Below are 21,017 nucleotides of genomic sequence, written 5' to 3' on the forward strand. Positions count from 1 at the left end.
CGGCACCCCTTTCCCGGTGTGGCTCCCCTGCCTCGCGGCCGTCGCGGGACGGGGGAGCGCGTCACCGCGTGTCTGCCCGTCGCTGCTCCGACAGCCTGCTGTGCCGGTAGCCGTAGCCGGTGTAGATCAGGAATCCGAGGAGCATCCACGCCCCGAACCTGATCCAGGTCTCCACCGGCAGGTTGAGCATCAGGTAGAGGCAGGCGAGCACCGACAGGACGGGCACCAGCGGCACTAGCGGGGTGCGGAAGGAACGGGGCAGGTCGGGACGGGTGCGGCGGAGGATGACCACCGCGATCGAGACCACCGCGAACGCGAAGAGCGTGCCGATGTTGACCAGTTCGGCGATCGTGGACAGCGGCACCAGCCCGGCCAGGGCCGCGACGACGACACCCATGACGATGGTGATGACGTACGGCGTGCGGTACTTCGGATGGACCTTGGCCAGCCCGCTTGGCAGCAGTTCGTCGCGGCACATGGCGAACATCACCCGTGACATGCCCAGCATGAGGATCATCACGACCGCCGTCAGGCCGACCAGCGCGCCGACGCTGATCAGCGACGCGGCCCAGGTCTGTCCGACGGCCTTGAACGCGTCGGCCAGTGGCGCCGCCTCACTGAGTTGACGGTAGGGCTGCATGCCGACCACGACCAGCGAGACCGCGACGTAGAGCACGGTGCAGACACCGAGTGAGGACAGGATGCCGACGGGCAGGTCCCGCTGCGGGTTGCGGGTCTCCTCGGCGGCGGTGGCGACCACGTCGAAGCCGATGTAGGCGAAGAACACGACCGCCGCGGCGCTGAAGATGCCCAGCACCCCGTACGCGACCGGGGTGATGCCGAACAGTACCTGGATCAGCGGCGCGGCCAGTCCCTCCACCGCGGGGGTCGCCTTGGACGGCGGGATGAACGGCGAGTAGTTGGCGCCCCTGACGAAGAACAGCCCCGCCACCACGACCAGCAGGATCACCGCGAGCTTGATCGTGACGATGATCAGGTTGAACCGGGAGGACAGTTTGATCCCGAGGACCAGGACCCCGGTGAGCAGCAGCACGACCAGCGCGGCGGGCAGGTTGAACACCGCCCCCTCCCCCGCGATCACGCCGGGCAGCGGGGCCCCCAGGGACGCCAGCAGCGAGGTCAGGTACCCCGACCAGCCGACCGCGACGACCGCGGCGCCGAGCATCATCTCCAGCGTCAGGTCCCAGCCGATGATCCAGGCGGGCAGCTCGCCCAGGGTGGCGAAGGCGAAGGTGTAGGCGGACCCGGCCACCGGGACGGTGGAGGCGAACTCGGCGTAGCAGAGCGCCGCCAGCGCGCAGACGATCCCGGCGGCCACGAAGGACAGCGCCACCGCGGGCCCCGCCGTCTCCTTGGCGACCCGGCCGGTCAGCACGAAGATGCCGGTGCCCACGATGACGCCGATACCGAAGACCGTGAGGTCCAGCGCGGTGAGATCCTTGCGCAACCGGTGTTCCGGTGCCTCGGTGTCCGAGATCGACTGCTCCACCGACTTGACGCGAAGAACACCCACGATCCCCCCTGATGCGCCGGTGGTCACCCTTGCCGACGCATCAGGTCATGCCCAGCGGATCACCGCCTGAACGGCGGAGCCGAGGATGTTTGGCAGGGAGGTGTGGTCAGCCGGCCGGCTCGTTCTCCAGGGCCGGAGAGCGCTTCGCGATCGCCTCGGTGACCTGCCGGGCGATGTCCTGCGAGGTCAGGCCGATCTCGCTGAGGATCTTCGCACGCTTGGCGTGGTCGAGAAAGCGCCGCGGGATGCCGTAGGTGCGGACCGGGACGTCGACGTCGGCGTCGCGCAGCAGGCGGGCGACCGCGTCACCCACACCGCCCACCCTGCCGCTGTCCTCGACGACCACGACCAGCTTGTGGTCGCGGGCGGCCGCCACCAGGGCCTCGTCCAGCGGATTGACCCAGCGCGGGTCGACCACCGTGGCGGAGATCCCCTGGGCGTCGAGCAGGTCGGCGGCCTCCAGACACAGCTCGGCCATCGGCCCCACGGAGACGAACAGCACGTCGGCGTCGCCCCCGCGCAGCACGTCCATCTCGCCGAGGCGGCCGACCGCCTCGATCTCGACGGCCACCGGGCCCTTGGGGTAGCGCAGCACCGTCGGGCCGTCGTCGACCTTCACGGCCTCGGCCAGCAGCTCGCGCAGCCGGGGCTCGTCGCGGGGAACCGCGATCGACAGGCCGGGGACGACCTGCAGGATCGACAGGTCCCACATGCCGTTGTGGCTGGCGCCGTCGTCGCCGGTGACGCCCGCCCGGTCGAGCACGACCGTGACGGGGAGGCGGTGCAGGGCGACGTCCATCAGGAGCTGGTCGAAGGCCCGGTTCAGGAAGGTGGCATAGACGGCCACCACCGGGTGCAGACCGCCGAGCGCCAGGCCCGCGGCGCTGGTCAGGGCGTGCTGCTCGGCGATGCCGACGTCGTAGAGGCGGTCGGGATAGGCCTCGGAGAACGGGATCAGGCCGGTCGGGCCGAGCATCGCGGCGGTGATCGCCACGATGTCCTGACGCTCGGCGCCCAGGCGCACCATCTCCTGGCCGAAGACGTTGGTCCAGCCGTGCGGTTTCGGCTTCTCCTCGCCGGTCAGCGGGTCGAAGACGCCCGGCGAGTGGAAGCAGTCCTCGTCGTGATTCTCCGCCGGGGAGTAGCCGAAGCCCTTCTTGGTGAGCACGTGCACGATGACCGGGCGGCGGAAGTCCCTGGCCCTGCGCAGCGCGGACTCCACCGCCTGCTCGTCGTGGCCGTCGACCAGCCCGATGTACTTCAGGCCGAGGTCCTCGAACATGACCTGCGGGGCCAGGACGTCCTTGATGCCCTTCTTGACGCCGTGCAGGGCGTCGTAGACGGGAGCGCCGACCACCGGGACCCTGTTCAGGCTGCCCTTGACGAAGTCGAGCATGTCCTCGTAGCGCTGGGTGGTGCGCAGCGAGGCCAGGTGGGAGGCGAGCCCGCCGATGGTCGGTGAGTAGGAGCGGCCGTTGTCGTTGACCACGATGATCAACGGCAGGTCCTTGCGCGCCGCGATGTTGTTGAGCGCCTCCCAGGCCATGCCGCCGGTGAGCGCCCCGTCTCCGATCACCGCGACGACCGTGCGCTCCGCCTCGCCCCGCAGCCGGTACGCCTTGGCCAGGCCGTCGGCGTACGACAGCGCGGTCGAGGCGTGCGAGTTCTCGATGATGTCGTGCTCGGACTCGGCCTGGCTGGGGTAGCCCGACAGGCCGCCCTCCTGGCGGAGCGTGTCGAACTGCCCGGCCCTGCCGGTGAGCATCTTGTGGACATAGGCCTGGTGACCGGTGTCCCACAGGATCCGGTCACGCGGCGAGTCGAAGACCCGGTGCATCGCGATCGTCAGCTCGACGACACCCAGGTTGGGGCCGAGGTGGCCGCCGCTGCGGGCCGTGGAGGCGATCAGAAGGTCCCTGATCTCGGTGGCGAGCAGTGGCAACTCGTCCACCGCCAGCAGCTTGAGGTCCCCTGGCCCCTTGACCGACTCCAGAAGACTTCCAGGCCGCCCGGTCCGCTCGCTCACGGAATCATCCCCTCTGTCCAGTGACCATCACGACGAGTCTAGTTCGGATGGCAGGCGCTGCCCTCCCGGGTGAAAAAACTGCACGGTTTATATACAGTTGCCCTAACCTTTCCCTCAACATGAACCCCCTCCCCTCCAGGCGACAACTGTCACTGATCGTGGCCTTCCTGGTATTCGCGGCGGTGGCCACGGGAGTCGTCATCGCCGTCCCCTACATCACCCCGGCGATCCTTCCGGCGGTCACCCCTGCGCCCGTTCCCTCCCCCGCCCTTACCTCCACCCCGGCCCCCGGCAAGGCCCCCGCAAGGGGCTCGGCCGTCAAGGAGCGGGCCGCACCGCAGGGCCGCGCCGCCGCGACATCAAACCGCCTCTACCGCACCGGCTCGATGCCGGTCACCAGATGTTCGGCGGGGACGATCCGCGCGGGGAGCGCGGCCTCCTACCGGACCTTCATGACTCGGATCACCCAGTGCCTGAACCGCTCCTGGAAGACCCAGTTCTCCAAGGCGGGCCTGTCCTTCTCCAGGCCCAGGCTGCGCTTCTCCACCTCGAAGGTGACCACACCCTGCGGCCGGTGGCCCAGCAGCGCGGGCGGGTTGTACTGCTCGACCAACAAGACCATCTACATAGGGATCACCCGCCAGGTCCTGCGGAACCCCTACGCGGCCAACCACGCCCAGTTCATGGCCCACGAGTACGCCCACCACGTGCAGCACCTCGCGGGCATCATGGACTACTACGCCAGGAGCGTCTGGTACGCGAAGGCGGCCACCAAGCTCTCCTACTCCCGCCGCCTCGAACTGCAGGCCGACTGCCTGGCCTCCGTCTTCCTGCGCCAGATCGCCGACGACCTGCCGGTCGAGCAGGCGCAGTGGAAGGCGATGGTCGGCTGGGTCAACGCCAACGGTCACAAGAACTGGCCCAAGAACGACCACGGCAAGGGCCGCAGCCAGGCCTACTGGATGGAGCGCGGCTTCGACTCCGGCTCCCCCTCCGGCTGCAACACCTGGTCCGCCGCCACGGGCCGGGTCGCCTGATCGCCCGTCGGCCCCGAAGGGAACCGGCGCAAACCCCACTCGGTCCCGCCGCCCGCGGCCGTACCCTCAGAGCTTGGCCGCATAACAGCTTTACCCGGTGTTTTACCTCCCATAGGGTTCAGGATCATGCGTACCCCCCTTATCGTGCTGCTCTCCGGCGCCCTGGCGAGCCTGCTGTTCGCCGGCACGGCGAATGCGGTCCCCACCGAGCAGGTCAGGCCGGTCCCCAAGGGCAAGACCGCCCTCGTCGCCAACCCGATCTACAAGTCGGGCAAGCTCGACGAGGAGGCCTGCCAGGAGCAGCCGGTCTACAACGACGACCTCGAATCAGCCGAGGTCTATCTCGACTTCGTCCTCGACTGCCTCAACAAGAGCTGGGAGTACCAGTTCTCCAAGGCGAAACTGCCCTTCTCCAAGCCCAGGTTCGCGGTCACCCCGCGCATCGGCGTCCCGACCGGCTGCGGCAAGTTCCCCGACGGCGCCCAGGCGCTCTACTGCTCCAGGAACAAGAAGATCACCTTCTACCTGAGCAAGGGCATCCTCTCCGAGGCGACCGAACTGTTCCTGTTCCAGACGCTGTCCCACGAGTACGGTCACCACGTCCAGCAGCTCTCCGGGATCCTGCCCACCGCGCACTCCGGAAAGTACAGGAACGACAAGGAGCTCCTGGCCGCGATCCGCAAGGTCGAACTCCAGGCCGAGTGCCTGAGCGGGGTCTTCATCGGCAGCGTCTGGCGCTCCCTCGGCCGCCGTGAGTCGGACTTCAGGTACATCCTGAGCGCCGCCTACAGCACGGCCAGCCACGGCAAGGCCGCCAACATCGCCTACTGGCTGACCCGAGGCTTCCGCCAGGAGGACCCTGGCGCCTGCAACACCTTCATCGCCCCCAAGTCCAAGGTCTCCTGATCGCCCAACCGACCGCGACGGCCACCCGCTTCCAGCAGCACGGCGGGTGGCTGTTCCTGTTCCAGCCACCGGCGCGGGTCAGGAGCCGGCGCGGGCGAGGACTTCCAGAGGGTCGGCGAGGACCTGGGAGAAGGCCAGCTCGGCGGCGCCGACCAGGGTGGCGTCATCACCGAGGGCCGAGGTGCGCAGGCGCAGGTGCTCACGGGACGGAGGCAGGGCGTCGAGGGCGAGACGGCTGCGGACCTGGGCGGCGGAGCCGAGGTAGATCTCCCTGAGCATGCCGCCGAACACCACCATCTCGGGGTTGAAGATGTTGACGAGGTTGGCGACGCCCAGGCCGAGCCAGTCACCGACGCGGCTCAGCGCGGCCTGCGCGACGACGTCACCCCGATCGGCGGCGTCGACCACGGCGCGGACGGCGTCCCTGCCGACCTGGGGGCCGAAACGACCCGCGGCCTCAAGAAGGGCACGCTCGCCGACCTCCGCCTCCAGGCAGCCGAGCGAGCCGCACCCGCAGACGCGGCCCTTGTCAGGGTTGACGATCATGTGCCCGACCTCGCCGCCGAAACCAAGGTGACCGCCGAGCAACTGGCCGTTGGCGATCACGCCGCCGCCGATGCCGACGTCGCCGTGCAGGTAGACGAGGTCCCGGCAGCCGACGCCGACACCCCGGGTCTGCTCGGCGAGGGCGGCGAGGTTGGCATCGTTGCCGACCGTGACCGGCAGGCCGAAGGCCAGCCGGCGGGTCATCTCCTCGGCGAACGGCACGTCCTCCACGGTGGCCATGTTGGGCCCGAACCTGATGCCTCCGTCATCGCGGCCCACGCCACCGGAGAAGGCCGCCGCCACCCCCACGCACACCGTGTCGGGCCGGGTCCTGCGGTGCATCTGCCGGGCGAAGGCGGAGAGCGGGCCGACGATCTCCTCCAGGGAGAAGGCACCGCGCCTCCGTACCGTCTCGCGACGGTCGAGGATCGTGCCGCCCAGGCCGACGCGGGCGGCGACCATCCGGTCGACGCCCACGTCGAAGGCGAACACGTAGACCCGCGCCGACTCGGGGCGGACCACCAGGGAGGGGCGCCCGGCCCGGCCGGTCTCCCTGGGAAGTTCCTCCCTGACCAGGCCTGCGGCGGTCAGGTCGGCGGTGAGGGCCATGATGGTGCTGCGGTTGAGGCCCATCCGGTTGGTGAGCTCCGCGCGCGAGGTGGGGCCGCTCAGATGGACGTGGCGGAGCAGGGCGCCAAGATTGTGGCGCCTGATCTCCTCTTGGGAGGGGCCTGCCCGCATGACGAGGGGTTCCTTCGGTGGATCGGAGTCGCTGATCACCTTAGACCAGTGGCGGCCGCCCGCTTGCGGGAGAGCGCGTCCACCATGGCGGCCAGCAGCAGCACCGATCCGGTGACCATGAACTTGACGCCGGAGCTGTAGCCCATCAGGCCCATGCCGTTCTCGATGACCGCGACCACCGCACCGCCGAGGATGGCGTCGAGCACCCGGCCCTTGCCACCGAACAGGCTGGTGCCGCCGATGACCGCGGCGCCGACCGCGTACAGCAGCACGTTGCTGCCGCCGGTGTTCGGGTCGACGGAACTGGCCCGGGAGGCGGCGATGACGCCGCCGATCGCGGCCATGGAGGAACAGATCACGAAAGCACTGATCTTCATCCGGTCGACGTTGATGCCCGCCCGGCGCGCGGCCTCGACGTTGCCGCCGACCGCGTACAGGTGACGTCCGTACGCCGTGCGGCGCAGCACGAACGTCAGGACCAGCAGCAGCACCACGATGATGGGCACCACGAGCGGCACGCCCGCCAGCGAGACGACCGCGGCGTTGCGGCTCCGCTCGATGTTGAGGAAGTAGACGGCGAGCCCGCCGAGCAGCGCGAGGGTGCCCACCCGGACCGCGATCAGCGAGACCGGATCGGCGGTCAGCTCCCGGGCGGCGCGCTTGCGGGCGCGCAGCAGCTGGAGACCGGCGTATCCGGCGACTCCCACGGCCAGCAGGATCCAGCCCAGCGTGGGCGGGAGGTTCTTGTTGGCGATCGCCAGGATGGTCTCGTCCCGGATGGCGATGATGGTGCCGCCCTTGACCAGCAGCAGCACGAGCCCCTGGAAGGCCAGGAAGGCGGCGAGCGTCACCACGAACGACGGGATGCCGAGTTTCGCGACGATGGAGCCGATCCCGGTGCCGATCACCACACCGGTGAGGATGGCCGCGCCCACCGCCACGTACCAGGGCAGTCCCTGGCTGCTGAGCAGGATCGCGAGCACCGCGGCGCAGACACCGCTGGCGAAGCCCGCCGACAGGTCGATCTCGCCGAGGAGCAGCACGAAGACCAGGCCCATGGCGATCACCGTGACCGCGGCGCCCTGGGTGAACAGGTTGGCGAAGTTTCCGGCGGTCAGGAAGGACGGCCGGAGGATGGCGAAGATCGTGCAGAGCACCACGAGACCGAACACCGCCGGCAGCGCGCCCATGTCACCGCCGCGTACCCGCTCGGCGTAGCCGCGAACGTTGCTCCTGATCGAGGGGGCCTCGGGTACGCGCTTCGGGGAAATCGTGGCGGTCATACGGTGGCTCCGTTGGTGAGGCCGAGGTCCCCGCTGCGGCCGGAGGTGATCAGTTCGACGACCTGCGCGTGGGTCACGTCCGAGGTCTTGACCTGGGCCGCCATCCGGCCCAGGTAGAGGGTGGCGATCCGGTCCGACACGGCGAACACGTCGTTCATGTTGTGCGAGATCAGCACGACGGCCAGGCCCTGGTCGGCCAGGCGCCGGACCAGTTCGAGCACCTGCGCGGTCTGGGCGACGCCGAGCGCCGCCGTCGGCTCGTCGAGGATGACCACCTTGCTGTTCCACAGCACGGCCTTGGCGATGGCCACCGTCTGGCGCTGGCCGCCGGAGAGACTGGCGACGAGCTGGCGGATGGACTTGACGGTCCTGACCGACAGGCTCTCCAGGGTCTTGGCCGCCATCGCCTCCATCGTGTCCTCGTCGAGGACGATGCCGCGCCGGTGCTCACGCCCCAGGAACATGTTCTGGACGATGTCGAGGTTGTCGCAGAGCGCGAGGTCCTGGTAGACGATCTCGATGCCCAGCTCGGCCGCGTCGCGCGGGCTGCCGATCCGGACGGGCTTGCCGTCGAAGAAGTACTCGCCGGAGTCGATCGGGTGGATGCCGCCGACGCACTTGACGAGTGTGGACTTGCCTGCGCCGTTGTCGCCGACCAGCGCGGTCACCTCTCCGGCGTAGGCGGAGAAGGCGACGTCGTGCAGGACCTGTACGGGACCGAAGCTCTTGTCGATCCCGCGGAGTTCCAGTGCGGGGGTCATGGGGTTGTGCTCCCTGTGTTCATTTCGCGCGGCGAAGCTCGCGCGGCTCGGGCGCCTGCGGGCGGTGTCCTGCCCCGTAGCCGGAATGGACGACTCACCTGCCGCGTCCCTCCGGCGTCACAGTGCGAATACGCCGCGATGGAGCGCAGGGGGACGGACGGCCTCCGGGGCGGCCGTCCGTCCCCCGCACGCCCTACTGGATTCCGGCCTCGGTGCACTTGTCGGCGAACTCGCCGGTGCACAGCTCGTCCTTGGTGACGAAGCCGTCGGCGACGACGTCCTTGACGCTGTCGAAGAAGATCGGCTGCGGGTCGAGGAGAACGGCGGGCACGTCGGCGCCGCTCTCGGTGTCCTTGACCGTACCGGTCGCCGCGGGCTTCTCGCCCTTGGCCAGGCCGATGGCCAGCGCGGACGCCGCGTCGGCCTCCTTCTTGATCGCCTTGTAGACCGTCATGCACTGGTCACCGGCGAGAATGTTCTGCAGGCCCTGCACCGTGGCGTCCTGACCGGTGACCGGGACCTTGCCGTTCAGGCTGTTCTTCTTCAGGACCGAGATGGCCGCGTTGCCGAGACCGTCGTTGGCGGCCAGGACACCGGCGATCTTCGGCTGCTCGGTGAGCATCTGCTCGAAGATCGTGCCCGCCTGGGCGTTGTCCCAGTCGGGAACCGACTGGTCGGGGCCCTTGACGTAGTCCCCCGAGTCGTACTTGGCCTTGAGCACGCCGTCGTAGCCGTTCTTGAACAGCGTGGCGTTGTTGTCGGTCGGCGAGCCGTTGAGCTCGGCGATGATGGGCTTCTTGGCCTGCTTATCTGACAGGCACTTCACCAGGCCCTCGCCCTGCAGGGTGCCGACCTTGGTGTTGTCGAAGCTGACGTAGTAGGACGCGCCGCCGTTGAGAGTGAGGCGGTCGTAGTCGATGGTGGCCACGCCCTGCGCCTTGGCCTTGTCGAGCACGGCCTTGCCGGTGCCGCTGTCAAGGTTGACGATCATCAGAACCGTGGCACCGTTGGTGATCATCTGGTCGGCGATGGTCTGGAACTGGGTCTTGTCACCCTGGGCGTTCTGGATGTCGTAGGCGACGCCCGCGGCCTTGAACGCCTCTTCCAGGTACTTGCGGTCCGCGGTCTCCCAGCGGGCGGAGGACTTGCTGTCGGGGAGGATGACGCCGACCTTGCCCGCCACGGCAGCCGAACTCTCCGCGGGGGACGCGCCGCTCGACGCGCTGGTGTCGGCATCGTCGCTCCCGCAAGCGGCGAGGCCAAGGGTCATCGCCGCGGCGGCGGCGGTAAGGCTGAGGATCCCCTTGCGCATGGTGCACGGGTCCTTTCTTCGAAAGTGGGGGGTACGACGGAGGTGCGGCATGCCGAATTCGCGGGTACGGCTCCACCGGATCTCGGCTCACCGTTCCGTTGAATGTTGTTTGCGGCAACGTATTCCGCCACCGGCCAGGAGCGCCAGACCTTCCATGGGTAAAGTTTGTTGTGGCCGGTAACAATCCAGAAACGCGTCATTAACCCCCATGGCCCCGCACGGCCATCTCGCCTGGGATCACGGCCCCCACCTGCCGCTTCCGGGCGATGACCGGGAGAACATAAAAAAAACCGCCCGGCGGGATGATGTCCCACCGGGCGGTTCCTGTCTGGGGTGTCCCCCGATGTGAGCGGAGCCTGCGTGCGGCCCCGCCCCCTCCTGCTCAGCTCTTGGCGAGCAGGGAGCGCAGGACGTACTGCATGATGCCCCCGTGCCGGTAGTAGTCGGCCTCTCCGGGGGTGTCGATGCGTACGACGGCCTGGAATTCCTTGTCGTCGGCCCTGACCGTCACGGTCTGCGGGATGCCGCCTCCGTTGAGGACCTCGACGCCGACGACGTCGAAGGTCTCCTCACCGGTCAGGCCCAGTGACTGCGCCGTCTCCCCCTCGGGGAACTGCAGCGGCAGCACGCCCATGCCGATCAGGTTGGAGCGGTGGATGCGCTCGTAGGACTCGGCGATGACGACGCGGACGCCGAGCAGCGCGGTGCCCTTGGCCGCCCAGTCACGCGAGGAGCCCGAGCCGTACTCCTTGCCGGCCAGGACGACGAGCGGGATACCCGCGGCCTGGTAGTTCGCGGAGGCGTCGTAGATGAAGGCCTGCGGCCCGCCCGGGGCGGTGAAGTCGCGGGTGTAACCGCCCTCCACGCCGTCGAGCAGCAGGTTCTTCAGCCGGATGTTGGCGAAGGTGCCGCGGATCATGACCTCGTGGTTGCCCCGGCGCGAGCCGTAGGAGTTGAAGTCCTTGGCCGCGACACCGTTCTCCTTGAGGTAGTCGGCCGCGGGGGTGCCGACCTTGATCGCGCCGGCCGGGGAGATGTGGTCGGTGGTGACCGAGTCGCCCAGCTTCGCCAGCACCCTGGCCCCGGAGATGTCGGTCACCGGCTCCGGCTCGGACGGCATGCCCTCGAAGTAGGGGGCCTTGCGGACGTAGGTCGAGTCCGGGTCCCACTCGAAGGTGTTACCGGTCGGGATCGGCAGCGAGCGCCAGGTCTCGTCGCCCTTGAACACGTCGGCGTAGTCGTGCAGGAACATCTCCTGGTCGATCGAGGAGGCGACGACCGCCGCGATCTCCTCGGGCGCCGGCCAGATGTCGGCGAGGAAGACCGGCTCACCGTCCGAGCCGGTGCCCAGCGGCTCGGTGTTCAGGTCGATGTCCATGGTGCCCGCGAGGGCGTAGGCGACCACCAGCGGCGGCGAGGCCAGGTAGTTCATCTTGACGTCGGGGTTGATCCGGCCCTCGAAGTTGCGGTTGCCGGACAGCACCGCGGTGACCGCGAGGTCGTTCTCCTGGATGGCGGCGGAGATCTCCTCCTGCAGCGGGCCCGAGTTGCCGATGCAGGTGGTGCAGCCGTAGCCGACCAGGTTGAAGCCGATCTTGTCGAGGTAGGGCTGCAGGCCCGAGCGCTCGAAGTAGCCGGTGACGACCTGCGAGCCGGGGGCCAGGGAGGTCTTGACCCACGGCTTGCGGGTCAGGCCCTTCTCGACCGCGTTCCTGGCGAGCAGCGCGGCGCCCATCATGACGTACGGGTTGGAGGTGTTGGTGCAGCTGGTGATCGCGGCGATGGTCACCACGCCGTGGTCGATCTCGAAGGTGGTGCCGTCCGCCAGGGTGACCGGAACGACCCTGTGCGGGCGCTTGCCGTTGTGACCGGCGGCGTGCGGCCTGTCACCGTTGCCGGCGTGGGAGATCGCCGGGGAGTCCGAGGCGGGGAAGGACTCGTCGGACGCCTCGTCGAGCGGGCCCTGGATGCTCGGCACGTAGTCCTTGACGGCCGCGCGCCAGGCGCTCTTGGCCTCGGACAGCGCGATGCGGTCCTGGGGGCGCTTGGGGCCCGCGATCGACGGGACGACCGTGGCCAGGTCCAGCTCGATGTACTCGGAGAAGACCGGCTCCTCGGCCTCCGGGTCGAGCCACAGCCCCTGGGCCTTGGCGTAGGCCTCGACCAGGGCGACCTGCTCGGCGGGGCGGCCGGTCAGCGTGAGGTAGTCGATCGTCTGGCCGTCGATCGGGAAGATCGCGCAGGTCGAGCCGAACTCGGGGCTCATGTTGCCGATCGTGGCCCGGTTGGCCAGCGGCACGCTGGAGACGCCCTCGCCGTAGAACTCCACGAACTTGCCGACGACGCCGTGCTCGCGGAGCATCTCGGTGATCGTGAGCACCAGGTCGGTGGCGGTGGCCCCGGCCGGGAGCTTGCCGGTCAGTTTGAAACCGACCACCCGCGGGATCAGCATCGAGATCGGCTGGCCGAGCATCGCGGCCTCGGCCTCGATGCCGCCGACGCCCCAGCCCAGGACGCCGATGCCGTTCTCCATCGTGGTGTGGGAGTCGGTGCCGACGCAGGTGTCCGGGTAGGCCTTCCCGTCACGCGTCATCACCACGCGGGCCAGGTGCTCGATGTTGACCTGGTGCACGATGCCGGTGCCCGGCGGGACGACCTTGAACTCGTCGAAGGCGGTCTGTCCCCAGCGCAGGAACTGGTAGCGCTCGCGGTTGCGCTCGTACTCCCGCTCGACGTTGCGCTGGAAGGATTCGGGCCCGCCGAAGAAGTCGACGATGACCGAGTGGTCGATGACCATCTCGGCCGGGGCGAGCGGGTTGATCCTGGCGGGGTCGCCGCCGAGGTCGCGGACGGCCTCGCGCATGGTCGCCAGGTCGACGACGCACGGGACGCCGGTGAAGTCCTGCATGATCACGCGAGCCGGCGTGAACTGGATCTCCACGTTCGGCGTGGCGGACGGGTCCCACTGGCCGACCGCGCGGATGTGGTCGGCGGTGATGTTCGCGCCGTCCTCCGTGCGGAGCAGGTTCTCAAGAAGGATCTTCAGGCTGTACGGGAGACGCCCCGACCCTTCCACGGCGTCCAGCCGGTAGATCTCATATCCCGCGTCACCGACGCGGAGCGTGTCACGGCTGCCGAAGCTGTTCGAGGACACGGTTCGCCTCCCTCATCACCCTGATGTCTGTCGCGCCGGTACATAGGCGCGATTGAATCCTGCCGCACCGCCGGAGCACCCCGGACTGTTAGGTACGCCTAACCTCCGAGCCGCCCGCAGGTTGCAGCGGATGTCTCGATATCAAGATATCCCTCCGGGTATCTCGACATCAAATTACCCCTCAGTATGATCACTGCGGGGCGAGGCGGAGGTACAGCAGCCCGAGAACGACGACGGAAAGTACCGGGGCGAGAAACTTCTGCTCGAAAGCACGGCCCGTCTTGATGCCGATCTTCCACGGCAGCAGCCATTTCTGCCGCAGCGGCCAGAGCACGGGACAGCCCTTCTCGGTGCAGCAGTCACCCACGACGTGGGTCAGGCATCCGATCGCGACCGCCAGTCCCAGCCAGGCGTAGCCCACACCGTCGCTGCGGAACACCACGAACAGCCCGGCCGTCATACCGACGTTGAGTATCGCCGAGGCGAACTTCTTGCCCGGGATGCCGATCCCGATCGCCCGCAGCGCCAGGCCGATGAGCAGGACCACCAGGATGTCGCGGCCGATCGGATAGGTACCGGCCAGGTAGTGCGCGCCGAAGCCCGCGGCGGCCGCGAACACCAGCGAGTGGGTGGCGTTGCGGTGTCCGCCGGCGAGCCAAGACACCGCCTTGCTCAGACCCCAGGTGACCGGCCCGAACGTCTGCGCGATCGTCGCGCTCGGATGGTCGAGGTCGGGCAGCATCGCGGCACCGGCGCAGATGATGGCCCCGGCGACGAACTCGGCCGGGTTGAGCGCGTTGACCATGACGCCGGTCTCTATGAACTTCGACGTCTCGGTCAGCAGGGGCAGCGCGGCCAGCCCGGGCGCCACCCCCAGCCAGGCGATCGCGCCCGTCAGCGCATGCGTATGCCCCATCATCGCTCAGACACCACCATCAAGATCACGCCGGGAGACTGTACGGCAAAGACCCCTCCAGGTGGAGGACCGTGCCATTTTGCACCATCGGCGTGTCGCGTGGGCGAGGCGATCCCGGCGCGTGAGCACCGGTCGCCTTCACCCGCTTCCAGGATCACTCGAGGGCGACGCTCGTCCGCTTCGATCTCCCCGTCCCTTCACGAGAAGTGCCTGCCATCGGCATCTTCCTACGAATGAGGAACGGATGGAACCGCCGATCGGTGCCGGGGACGGCCGTACGAGAGCGCCCACCCGGGAAGATCGCCTTCACCCTGGGGCCTCACCTCGGAGTCTTCGCCGAGCACCCTCCGGATCGCCTCCGCGGGAGGCCGGAGACGGGTGGGGAAAGATCGGCGAGCAGGCGGCGGCCTGCGGAAACGACAGACGGGACCGTTCCGCACCGAAAGCACCCCCCAGCCCTTCCGGCGCGGAACGAATCCCGTCTACGTCCTTTGTAACGTGCAGGTCTCAGTACTTGTTCCAGAATCCGGCAAGAATTACGTGATCTGCCTCACTTACACGCTGAGCACCCGCACGGTTACCGTCGGCTCCCCCTCAAGGGAAGAACCATATTTCAGGACAAGGGTTGCTGTCAGAATGTTCTCGATATATCTTTGAGGCATCGAGAGCGATCAAAAGACGATCGCGATATGGAGGTACGACATGACGGCAGCGAACGCGATGAGTGGCCCCTGGGCCGGGTTCGGCTCCCAGGAGGTCAGGCGCGAGATGAAGCGCGCGGCCAAGGAGGCGTGGCGGCAGATGGCCGCCGGATGGCACGAGAGCGGGCCGCAGCACGGGCCGCACCACGGGCCGCACCGGCACCACGAGGGCGGACCGCACGAGCACCGGCACCGCGGGCACCGCGGCCCCTTCCCCGGCGGCGGGTTCCCCTGGGACTTCGGCAGGGGCGGTCGAGGCGGCCGGGGGGGCAGAGGCCCGTTCGGCGGGGGCCCCTTCGGCGGGGGGCCGCCGTTCGGGCGCGGGCGCAAGGCCAAGCGCGGCGATGTCCGCGCGGCGATCCTCGCCCTGCTCACCGAGTCCCCGCGGAACGGCTACCAGATCATCCAGGAGATCGAGCGGCGCAGCGAGGGTGGCTGGAAGCCCAGCCCGGGAGCGGTCTACCCGGCGTTGCAGCAGCTTACCGATGAGGGCCTGGTCCTGGCCGAGGAGAACGAGGGGCGCAAGACCTTCAGCCTCACCGAGGCCGGCCGCGCCTACGTGACCGAGCACTCCGACGAGGTGCGCGCGCCGTGGGAGGAGATGACGCCCGACATCGACGACAGCACCTGGGAGTTGATGGACACCGCCCGCCAGTCGGGGTTCGCCATGCTCCAGATCCTGCAGACCGGCAGCGAGTCGCAGATCCGGCAGGCGAAGCAGACGCTGGCCGAGACGCGCCGCAAGCTCTACCAGATTCTGGCCGACGGCGACACCGGCGAGGAGTGACCCGAACATGACGCCCCGAGACGGCCTCCGCATCGGAGACGCCGAACGTGACGTGGCGATGGCGGCCCTGCGCGAGCACTACGCCCAGGGCCGCCTGACCCGCGAGGAACTCGACGAGCGCCTCGAGTCGGCCCTGTCCGCGCGGACGGGCGGCGACCTCGCCGTGGTGTGCGCGGACCTGCCCGGCCTGCCCGGTCCGCGCGACCCCGGGCCGGAGGGGTTCGAGGACACCGGGAGCCCGTGGGACCGCGGGTGGCACGCGCACGCCTGGGGCGTCCATCATCCCGGGTTCCGGCCCGGGTCCCGATTCCGTCACCGCGCGGCCTGGCGTCACCACCACGCGGGACACCGGGGCGGGCCCCCGTTCGCTCCCGTGGTGATCCTGCTGCTGGTGGCGGGAGTGGCGATGGCCGGGGTCGGGGTGCTGAAGTTCCTCCTCCTCGCCTGGCTGGCGATGGCCGTGCTGGGCCTGCTCCGCCACAGGCGGTGGCACTCCCGGGCACGGGCCCGCCGGTTCAGCCCTCCAGGCGCTTTCTGAGCCCCTGGAGACCGGGCAGGTAGACGGAGCGATGCTCGCCTCCGCCTCGGCCGCGTCCGCCTCGAAGCGGCGCGCCGGCGCCCGCGCCCCGAGGAGGGGCGCGGTGCCCGGCCTACACGTGCGGCAGGATCTCCTCGGCGATGAGGTTCAGGTGGTCGAGGTCGGCCAGGTCAAGCACCTGCAGGTAGATCCGCTCGACGCCCAGTTCGGCGAAGCGGCCGATCTTCTCGGTCACCTCGGCGGGGGTACCCGCCAGGCCCGTCGCGCGCAGCACGCCGAGGTCCTGCTCGATGCCCCCGGCCCGCCGCGCGATCTCCGCGTCGCCGGAGCCGACACAGACGGTCTGCGCGACCGAGAGCACGACCGGCTCCCTGCCCTCCGCCTCACATGCCCTGCCGACCCGGTCAAAGGCCTTCGCGGTGTCGTCCAGGGTGCGAAACGGCACGTTGTACTCGTCGGCGAACCTGGCGACCAGGCGCGGGGTGCGCGTGGCGCCGACGCCGCCGATGATGATCGGCGGCCTGGGGCTCTGCGCGGGCTTGGGCAGCGCGGGCGAGTCCGCCAGCCGGTAGTGGGCGCCTTCGAAGGAGAACGCCTCGCCCGCCGGTGTGGTCCAGAGCCCGATCAGGATCTCCAACTGCTCCTCGAACCGGCCGAACCGTTCGCCGACCGGCGGGAACGGGATGCCGTACGCGACATGCTCGGCGTCGAACCAGCCGGTGCCCAGGCCCAGCTCGACCCGGCCGCCGCTCATCTGGTCGACCTGGGCCACACTGATCGCCAGCGGCCCTGGCAGCCGGAAGGTGGCCGGGGTGACCAGAGTGCCCAGACGAATCGTGGAGGTGTCCCTGGCCAGGCCCGCCAGGGTCGTCCAGGCATCGGTGGAGCCGGCACCGGGGTCGCCCGCTCCGATCCGCATGTAGTGGTCGGAACGGAAGAAGGCGTCGAACCCCAGCCGCTCCGCGGCCAGCGCGACCGTCAGCAACTCATCGTAGGTGGCACCCTGCTGCGGTTCCGTGAAGATCCTCAACTTCATGACGACCATTATCCGGGCACTCCGGACGGCATCCGCAGAAAGCCCACGCCGCGGCCGGAACGCTTGCTAACGTTCTGCCCTTCGACGCAACGGGTAGCGGATCCGACACTCACGGCGATCACCCCTGTCGTTGAGGAAGGGGGATCACATGCCCGTGGCGACCGACCGTCCCGACACTCGCCGGGCCCGCGAGCCCGGCACCCCGCCCCGGCCCCTCGTGGTGCTCGCCTCCATCGCGCTCGCCGCGGGAACCGGTGGCGCGATCTGGCTGCTGCCCCCCAGGGCGCAGGGCGAATGGGCCGCCGTCGGCAGGCGTGCCGGGGCTGGCGCGTCCCCCTCGGGGACCGCCACCCGGCCCGCGCCCGAGCAGGCGTCCACACCGGCCGTCGTCCGCCCGTCGGGCTTCGTGGCGTTCGTGGACGCGGTCCACGACCCGCGCTTCAACCTCTCCAAGGCGGTCAGGAAGAGCCGCGTGCGCTGGTTCACGCTCGGCCACCTCACCGCCGGGCGCAGCGGCTGCGTCCCCCGCTGGGGCGGGCTCCAGGGACAGGGACGCAATCCGGTCGCCAACCGGCTCGGCCCCCTGCGCGCCGCCGGCGGGGACGCGGGCCTCGCCTTCGGCGGCCCCACCGGACGCGAACTCGCCACCGCCTGCGCGGACCTCGGCCGGCTCACCGCCGCCTACCGCCGGGCGATCGGCGCCTTCGACGCCAGGTACATCGACTTCGAGGTCCACGCCCCGGCCGGTGACGCCGCCGTGCGGCGGCGCGCCAGGGCGATCGCGGCCCTGCAGCGGCAGGCCGCCCGCGAGGGCCGCCCCCTCACGGTCAGCTTCACCCTCCCGGTCACCGGGACCGGCCTGGCCCTCGGCGACCAGGAGTTGCTCCGGGTCACCCGGGCGGAAGGCGTCGAGATCGCCACCGTCAACCTGCTCGCCCCCGTTGGCACCTCCCCCGGTTCCGGAGGCCGCCTGCACCCGATCGCCTCCGCCGTCCGCGCCGCGCATCCGCAGATAGCCCGCTCCCTGGGGGAGAGCGCCGCCTGGAACCGGATCGCCCTGACACCCGTGCTGGCCAGGTCCGGCGATCTCACCCGGCTCGACGCCCGCAGACTCGCCGCCTTCACCAGCCGCAACAACCTGGCATGGCTCTCCGCCAGGGGCGCGGCCCTCGCCCCCGGCATCACCCGGTTCCTCACCGGCGCGGCACGCTAGACAATCACTCCCCTTTGGGGTTATCTATGGGGTATAACCCTTCTATAACCCTCAAGGGGAGATGTGATGCCGAAGATCAACGTCTACCTGCCGGACGAGCTGGCCGAGGCGGTCAAGAGAGCCGGCATACCGGTCTCCGCCGTGTGCCAGCGGGCACTTGAGCAGGCCGTACGGCGGGTGACCTCCATCCGCGAGACGGCGCTCAGCGCCCCCGACCTCGACGACCTGGCGGCACGCTTCCCCCACTTCACCCCGCGGGCCCGTTCCGTGATCAAGCTGTCGGTGGAGCAGGCTCGGGCCCTGGGCGCGGCCGAGGTCGGCACCGAGCATCTGCTGGGCGGCATGCTCGCCGAGGGGAGCAATCTAGCGCTCCAGGTCCTGGGCGCCCTGGAGATCGACCCCGAGGAGGTGCGGCGCCGGCTGGACCGGCCGAGCCCCGCCGCCCCGGCCGCGGTCACCGGCGATGCCGAGCTCGCCTTCGGGGCGCCCGCGGCGGCGGCCCTGGAGATGACCGTCACCGAGGCCACCTCGCTCGGCCACAACTACATCGGCTGCGAACACCTGCTTCTCGGGCTGATCGCCGAACCGGAGGGAGTGGCCGGGCATGTCCTGCGGGAGCTGGGGGCCGAGCACCGGCTGACCCGCCGCGCGGTCGCGGCGGCCCTCGCTGGTTATGTCCACCTACGCGCGCAGACCCAGACCGCCTCCGTCGTCCCGGCCCAGCCCGCCGACGCGGCGAGCGCACTGTCGGCGGCCGTACGCGAGGGGCTCCGTCCCGTTCTGCGCAGGCTCGACCGGCTGGAGGAGCACCTCGGCCTCGCGGACGAGGCGTAGCCGGTGAGCGCGACCGTGCACGCGGTCGCAGCCATGATCGCGCGCCTGGCCGTGGGCGTACTCGTCGGCGTACTCGTGGGCATCGGCTCGGGTGCGATCACGGGCGTGCTCTCCGGCCTGGTCGCCGGCGGAGTGGCGGGAACGATCGTGCGCGCCGCATCCGCGGAAGGCGGCACGCGCGGCGGTTCCCCCGCCTCGGCGAAGGACCGCGCCGGGACGCGATGAGACACCACCCAGGCGCGTTCTCCCTGGTCACTCCTCGGTCGACCCGCCGGCCAGCAGCGCGACGCACTCCACGTGGTGGGCATCGGGACCACGTCGAATTCACATCGTCGCAGCTCAAAGCTAGGTAACCGATCCACGATCAGCCCCCGTGCGCGCCCGGCGCCGGATGCGCGTACCGAAGAGTCGTCTGGTACGAGGCGTGACCGAGCAGATCCTTCCCCCGTAGCCAGTCGACCGGATTGCCTGTGCCGTCGGCGCGCTCGGCGCCGCAGACGCCGGCGGCCTCACCCCATCGAGGCCCTCCCCACAGACGAACGCCCCGCTCGTCCTCCTCGCGGAGGGCAGGCGGGGCGCTCTTTCATGTGTCCTCAGCCAGGCGGGATGATCACGTCGGGTCAGCCCCAATCCCACTGGACGCCGACCAGGCCGGCCTGGAGGGGGCCGGCGACGAGATGGACGGCGTGCTGGGCGTTGAGGGTGAGTTCGCCGCGATCGTGCTCGTCGGTGCCCAGGCCGCGGCGGGCGAAGCGGTGGATGCGGACCGGCAGCGCCGCGGAGTCGAAGCCGACCCGCAGCATGTACTGGCCGCTGGGAAAGCGGAAACCCCGCTCGTACTCCCGGGCCTCCGCGCCACTGGGATCGGCCATCTCGTAGCGGATCATCTGGGTCTCCCCGGTCCGCAGCGCCCGGTCGAACAGCAGCTCGGCCACCACCAGGGCGGCCGGCCCGTCGCGGCGGACCCGGCCGACGCGGCAGTCCTCCAGCGCCCGGACCCGGACCCGCTCCACGTCGCAGCCCAGATCGCCCCAGTAGATCATGATGTAGCGGTCGGCGGCGTCCTCGTGGGCTTGCATCACCTGGAGCGTCTCGCGCCGGGTGATGCTGCGATCCGCCCCGATCCGCAGCGTCTCGTGCATCCCGACGATGTGCAGGCGCCGGTCGTCGGCCACCCCGTCCAGGCTCTCCAGCAGTGTCGACAGGGCACGGGCCGGCTCCAGAATCGACGAGTAGGACACCGCGCCCGGTGTCGGCGGGCTGCTGCGGCCGCGTGGGCGGGGCGGGCCGAGCAGTTCCATCAGCGAGCGCGGCGGCAGGATGAGGATCTCCTCCAGCGCGCGTACGGCACGCAGCGACTCGGGCCGCTCGGGACGGCGCAGGCCCTGCTGCCAGTAGCTCAGGCTCGTCGTCCCGACCCGCAGGCCGCGCTCTCCCAGGCGGTGCCGGAGCCGGTTCAGGGTCAGGCCGCGCGCCTGGACCGCGACGCGCAGCGCGACGTGAAAAGGTCCGTCGCGTAGCGCGGCCCGGAGTTCACGATCACCTGACATGTGTGAATGTTCACAGATTTTCACCACGCTGTCACCGCGGGGCGGCGCTCTTGTGGCGTGCTCCACGTCCACGTTCACACCACCCCTGCCGGGTGATCGGCCGTGTCTTGCCCGGCCGCTGTGTCGAGCCGACCATCCTTTC

Annotated in this window: 17 protein-coding genes; 7 read left to right on the top strand and 10 right to left on the bottom strand. The window is 69.8% G+C overall.

The window, feature by feature from the left end; translation table 11 throughout:
• Positions 1 to 61 precede the first annotated feature (61 nt).
• On the bottom strand, positions 62 to 1,534 hold the full coding sequence (locus ABT130_RS22650) for an amino acid permease (RefSeq protein WP_350958133.1): 1,473 nt from the start codon (positions 1,532 to 1,534) through the stop codon (positions 62 to 64).
• 106 nt (positions 1,535 to 1,640) lie between these two features.
• Positions 1,641 to 3,560 (bottom strand): 1-deoxy-D-xylulose-5-phosphate synthase, encoded by a 1,920-nt coding sequence (gene dxs, locus ABT130_RS22655; protein WP_350917113.1) that lies wholly within the window; start codon positions 3,558 to 3,560, stop codon positions 1,641 to 1,643.
• A gap of 119 nt (positions 3,561 to 3,679) precedes the next feature.
• On the opposite strand from dxs, the gene ABT130_RS22660 reads away from it, so the two are divergent.
• Both ABT130_RS22660 and ABT130_RS22665 read left to right on the top strand, forming a co-directional pair.
• Entirely contained in the window at positions 3,680 to 4,597 is a 918-nt protein-coding gene (locus ABT130_RS22660) for a neutral zinc metallopeptidase (protein ID WP_350958136.1), read from the top strand.
• Between the two features lie 126 nt (positions 4,598 to 4,723).
• On the top strand, positions 4,724 to 5,503 hold the full coding sequence (locus ABT130_RS22665) for a neutral zinc metallopeptidase (RefSeq protein ID WP_350958138.1): 780 nt from the start codon (positions 4,724 to 4,726) through the stop codon (positions 5,501 to 5,503).
• 78 nt (positions 5,504 to 5,581) lie between these two features.
• Here ABT130_RS22665 and ABT130_RS22670 read toward each other — a convergent pair whose 3' ends face one another.
• The 6 genes from ABT130_RS22670 to ABT130_RS22695 form a co-directional block, all read right to left on the bottom strand.
• Positions 5,582 to 6,790 (bottom strand): ROK family transcriptional regulator, encoded by a 1,209-nt coding sequence (locus tag ABT130_RS22670; protein WP_350958140.1) that lies wholly within the window; start codon positions 6,788 to 6,790, stop codon positions 5,582 to 5,584.
• Between the two features lie 35 nt (positions 6,791 to 6,825).
• Positions 6,826 to 8,073 carry a sugar ABC transporter permease gene (locus ABT130_RS22675; protein WP_350958143.1) on the bottom strand — a complete coding sequence of 416 codons (1,248 nt, stop codon included), beginning with the start codon at positions 8,071 to 8,073 and terminating at the stop codon, positions 6,826 to 6,828.
• Entirely contained in the window at positions 8,070 to 8,834 is a 765-nt protein-coding gene (locus tag ABT130_RS22680; RefSeq protein WP_350917127.1) for an ATP-binding cassette domain-containing protein, read from the bottom strand. The genes ABT130_RS22675 and ABT130_RS22680 overlap by 4 nt, the downstream gene beginning before the upstream one ends.
• A 193-nt stretch (positions 8,835 to 9,027) precedes the next feature.
• On the bottom strand, positions 9,028 to 10,146 hold the full coding sequence (locus tag ABT130_RS22685) for a sugar ABC transporter substrate-binding protein (protein WP_350958145.1): 1,119 nt from the start codon (positions 10,144 to 10,146) through the stop codon (positions 9,028 to 9,030).
• Positions 10,147 to 10,528: 382 nt separating this feature from the next.
• Complete coding sequence (gene acnA / locus ABT130_RS22690; RefSeq protein ID WP_350958148.1) at positions 10,529 to 13,300, bottom strand: aconitate hydratase AcnA; 2,772 nt, start codon at positions 13,298 to 13,300, stop codon at positions 10,529 to 10,531.
• 190 nt (positions 13,301 to 13,490) lie between these two features.
• Positions 13,491 to 14,219, bottom strand: coding sequence for a metal-dependent hydrolase (locus ABT130_RS22695; protein ID WP_350958151.1), 729 nt, complete (start codon positions 14,217 to 14,219; stop codon positions 13,491 to 13,493).
• Between the two features lie 699 nt (positions 14,220 to 14,918).
• Here ABT130_RS22695 and ABT130_RS22700 point away from each other — a divergent pair.
• Together ABT130_RS22700 and ABT130_RS22705 are read left to right on the top strand one after the other, a co-directional pair.
• The gene (locus ABT130_RS22700; RefSeq protein WP_350958153.1) at positions 14,919 to 15,704 is read left to right on the top strand and encodes a PadR family transcriptional regulator; all 786 of its coding nucleotides are present in this window, start codon (positions 14,919 to 14,921) and stop codon (positions 15,702 to 15,704) included.
• Positions 15,705 to 15,711: 7 nt separating this feature from the next.
• Positions 15,712 to 16,242, top strand: coding sequence for a DUF1707 SHOCT-like domain-containing protein (locus tag ABT130_RS22705; RefSeq protein ID WP_350958156.1), 531 nt, complete (start codon positions 15,712 to 15,714; stop codon positions 16,240 to 16,242).
• A gap of 112 nt (positions 16,243 to 16,354) precedes the next feature.
• Here ABT130_RS22705 and ABT130_RS22710 read toward each other — a convergent pair whose 3' ends face one another.
• Positions 16,355 to 17,278, bottom strand: coding sequence for an LLM class F420-dependent oxidoreductase (locus ABT130_RS22710; RefSeq protein ID WP_350958158.1), 924 nt, complete (start codon positions 17,276 to 17,278; stop codon positions 16,355 to 16,357).
• Positions 17,279 to 17,426: 148 nt separating this feature from the next.
• Here ABT130_RS22710 and ABT130_RS22715 point away from each other — a divergent pair, with 148 nt between their 5' ends.
• The 3 genes from ABT130_RS22715 to ABT130_RS22725 all read left to right on the top strand — a co-directional run bounded on the left by ABT130_RS22715 (position 17,427) and on the right by ABT130_RS22725 (position 19,550).
• Complete coding sequence (locus ABT130_RS22715) at positions 17,427 to 18,491, top strand: glycoside hydrolase family 18 protein (RefSeq protein ID WP_350958161.1); 1,065 nt, start codon at positions 17,427 to 17,429, stop codon at positions 18,489 to 18,491.
• Positions 18,492 to 18,557: 66 nt separating this feature from the next.
• A complete protein-coding gene (locus tag ABT130_RS22720; RefSeq protein ID WP_350958164.1) occupies positions 18,558 to 19,325 on the top strand; it encodes a Clp protease N-terminal domain-containing protein in 768 nt (255 codons plus the stop codon).
• A gap of 3 nt (positions 19,326 to 19,328) precedes the next feature.
• Complete coding sequence (locus tag ABT130_RS22725) at positions 19,329 to 19,550, top strand: hypothetical protein (protein WP_350958167.1); 222 nt, start codon at positions 19,329 to 19,331, stop codon at positions 19,548 to 19,550.
• 395 nt (positions 19,551 to 19,945) lie between these two features.
• Here the strand turns inward: ABT130_RS22725 and ABT130_RS22730 are convergent, their stop codons facing one another.
• Positions 19,946 to 20,875: a hypothetical protein gene (locus ABT130_RS22730; protein WP_350958170.1), complete on the bottom strand. Its 930-nt coding sequence runs from the start codon at positions 20,873 to 20,875 to the stop codon at positions 19,946 to 19,948.
• Positions 20,876 to 21,017: the final 142 nt, after the last annotated feature.

Source organism: Streptosporangium sp. NPDC001681, assembly GCF_040298085.1.
Taxonomy (GTDB): domain Bacteria; phylum Actinomycetota; class Actinomycetes; order Streptosporangiales; family Streptosporangiaceae; genus Streptosporangium.

Coding starts and splice junctions, on each gene's coding strand:
- ABT130_RS22660 (WP_350958136.1), top strand. CDS start 3,680: ATGAACCCCCTCCCCTCCAGGCGACAACTGTCACTGATCGTGGCCTTC.
- ABT130_RS22715 (WP_350958161.1), top strand. CDS start 17,427: ATGCCCGTGGCGACCGACCGTCCCGACACTCGCCGGGCCCGCGAGCCC.
- ABT130_RS22720 (WP_350958164.1), top strand. CDS start 18,558: ATGCCGAAGATCAACGTCTACCTGCCGGACGAGCTGGCCGAGGCGGTC.
- ABT130_RS22680 (WP_350917127.1), bottom strand. CDS start 8,834: ATGACCCCCGCACTGGAACTCCGCGGGATCGACAAGAGCTTCGGTCCC.
- ABT130_RS22700 (WP_350958153.1), top strand. CDS start 14,919: ATGACGGCAGCGAACGCGATGAGTGGCCCCTGGGCCGGGTTCGGCTCC.
- ABT130_RS22675 (WP_350958143.1), bottom strand. CDS start 8,073: ATGACCGCCACGATTTCCCCGAAGCGCGTACCCGAGGCCCCCTCGATC.
- ABT130_RS22730 (WP_350958170.1), bottom strand. CDS start 20,875: ATGTCAGGTGATCGTGAACTCCGGGCCGCGCTACGCGACGGACCTTTT.
- ABT130_RS22710 (WP_350958158.1), bottom strand. CDS start 17,278: ATGAAGTTGAGGATCTTCACGGAACCGCAGCAGGGTGCCACCTACGAT.
- ABT130_RS22705 (WP_350958156.1), top strand. CDS start 15,712: ATGACGCCCCGAGACGGCCTCCGCATCGGAGACGCCGAACGTGACGTG.
- ABT130_RS22695 (WP_350958151.1), bottom strand. CDS start 14,219: ATGATGGGGCATACGCATGCGCTGACGGGCGCGATCGCCTGGCTGGGG.
- ABT130_RS22685 (WP_350958145.1), bottom strand. CDS start 10,146: ATGCGCAAGGGGATCCTCAGCCTTACCGCCGCCGCCGCGGCGATGACC.
- ABT130_RS22665 (WP_350958138.1), top strand. CDS start 4,724: ATGCGTACCCCCCTTATCGTGCTGCTCTCCGGCGCCCTGGCGAGCCTG.
- ABT130_RS22670 (WP_350958140.1), bottom strand. CDS start 6,790: ATGCGGGCAGGCCCCTCCCAAGAGGAGATCAGGCGCCACAATCTTGGC.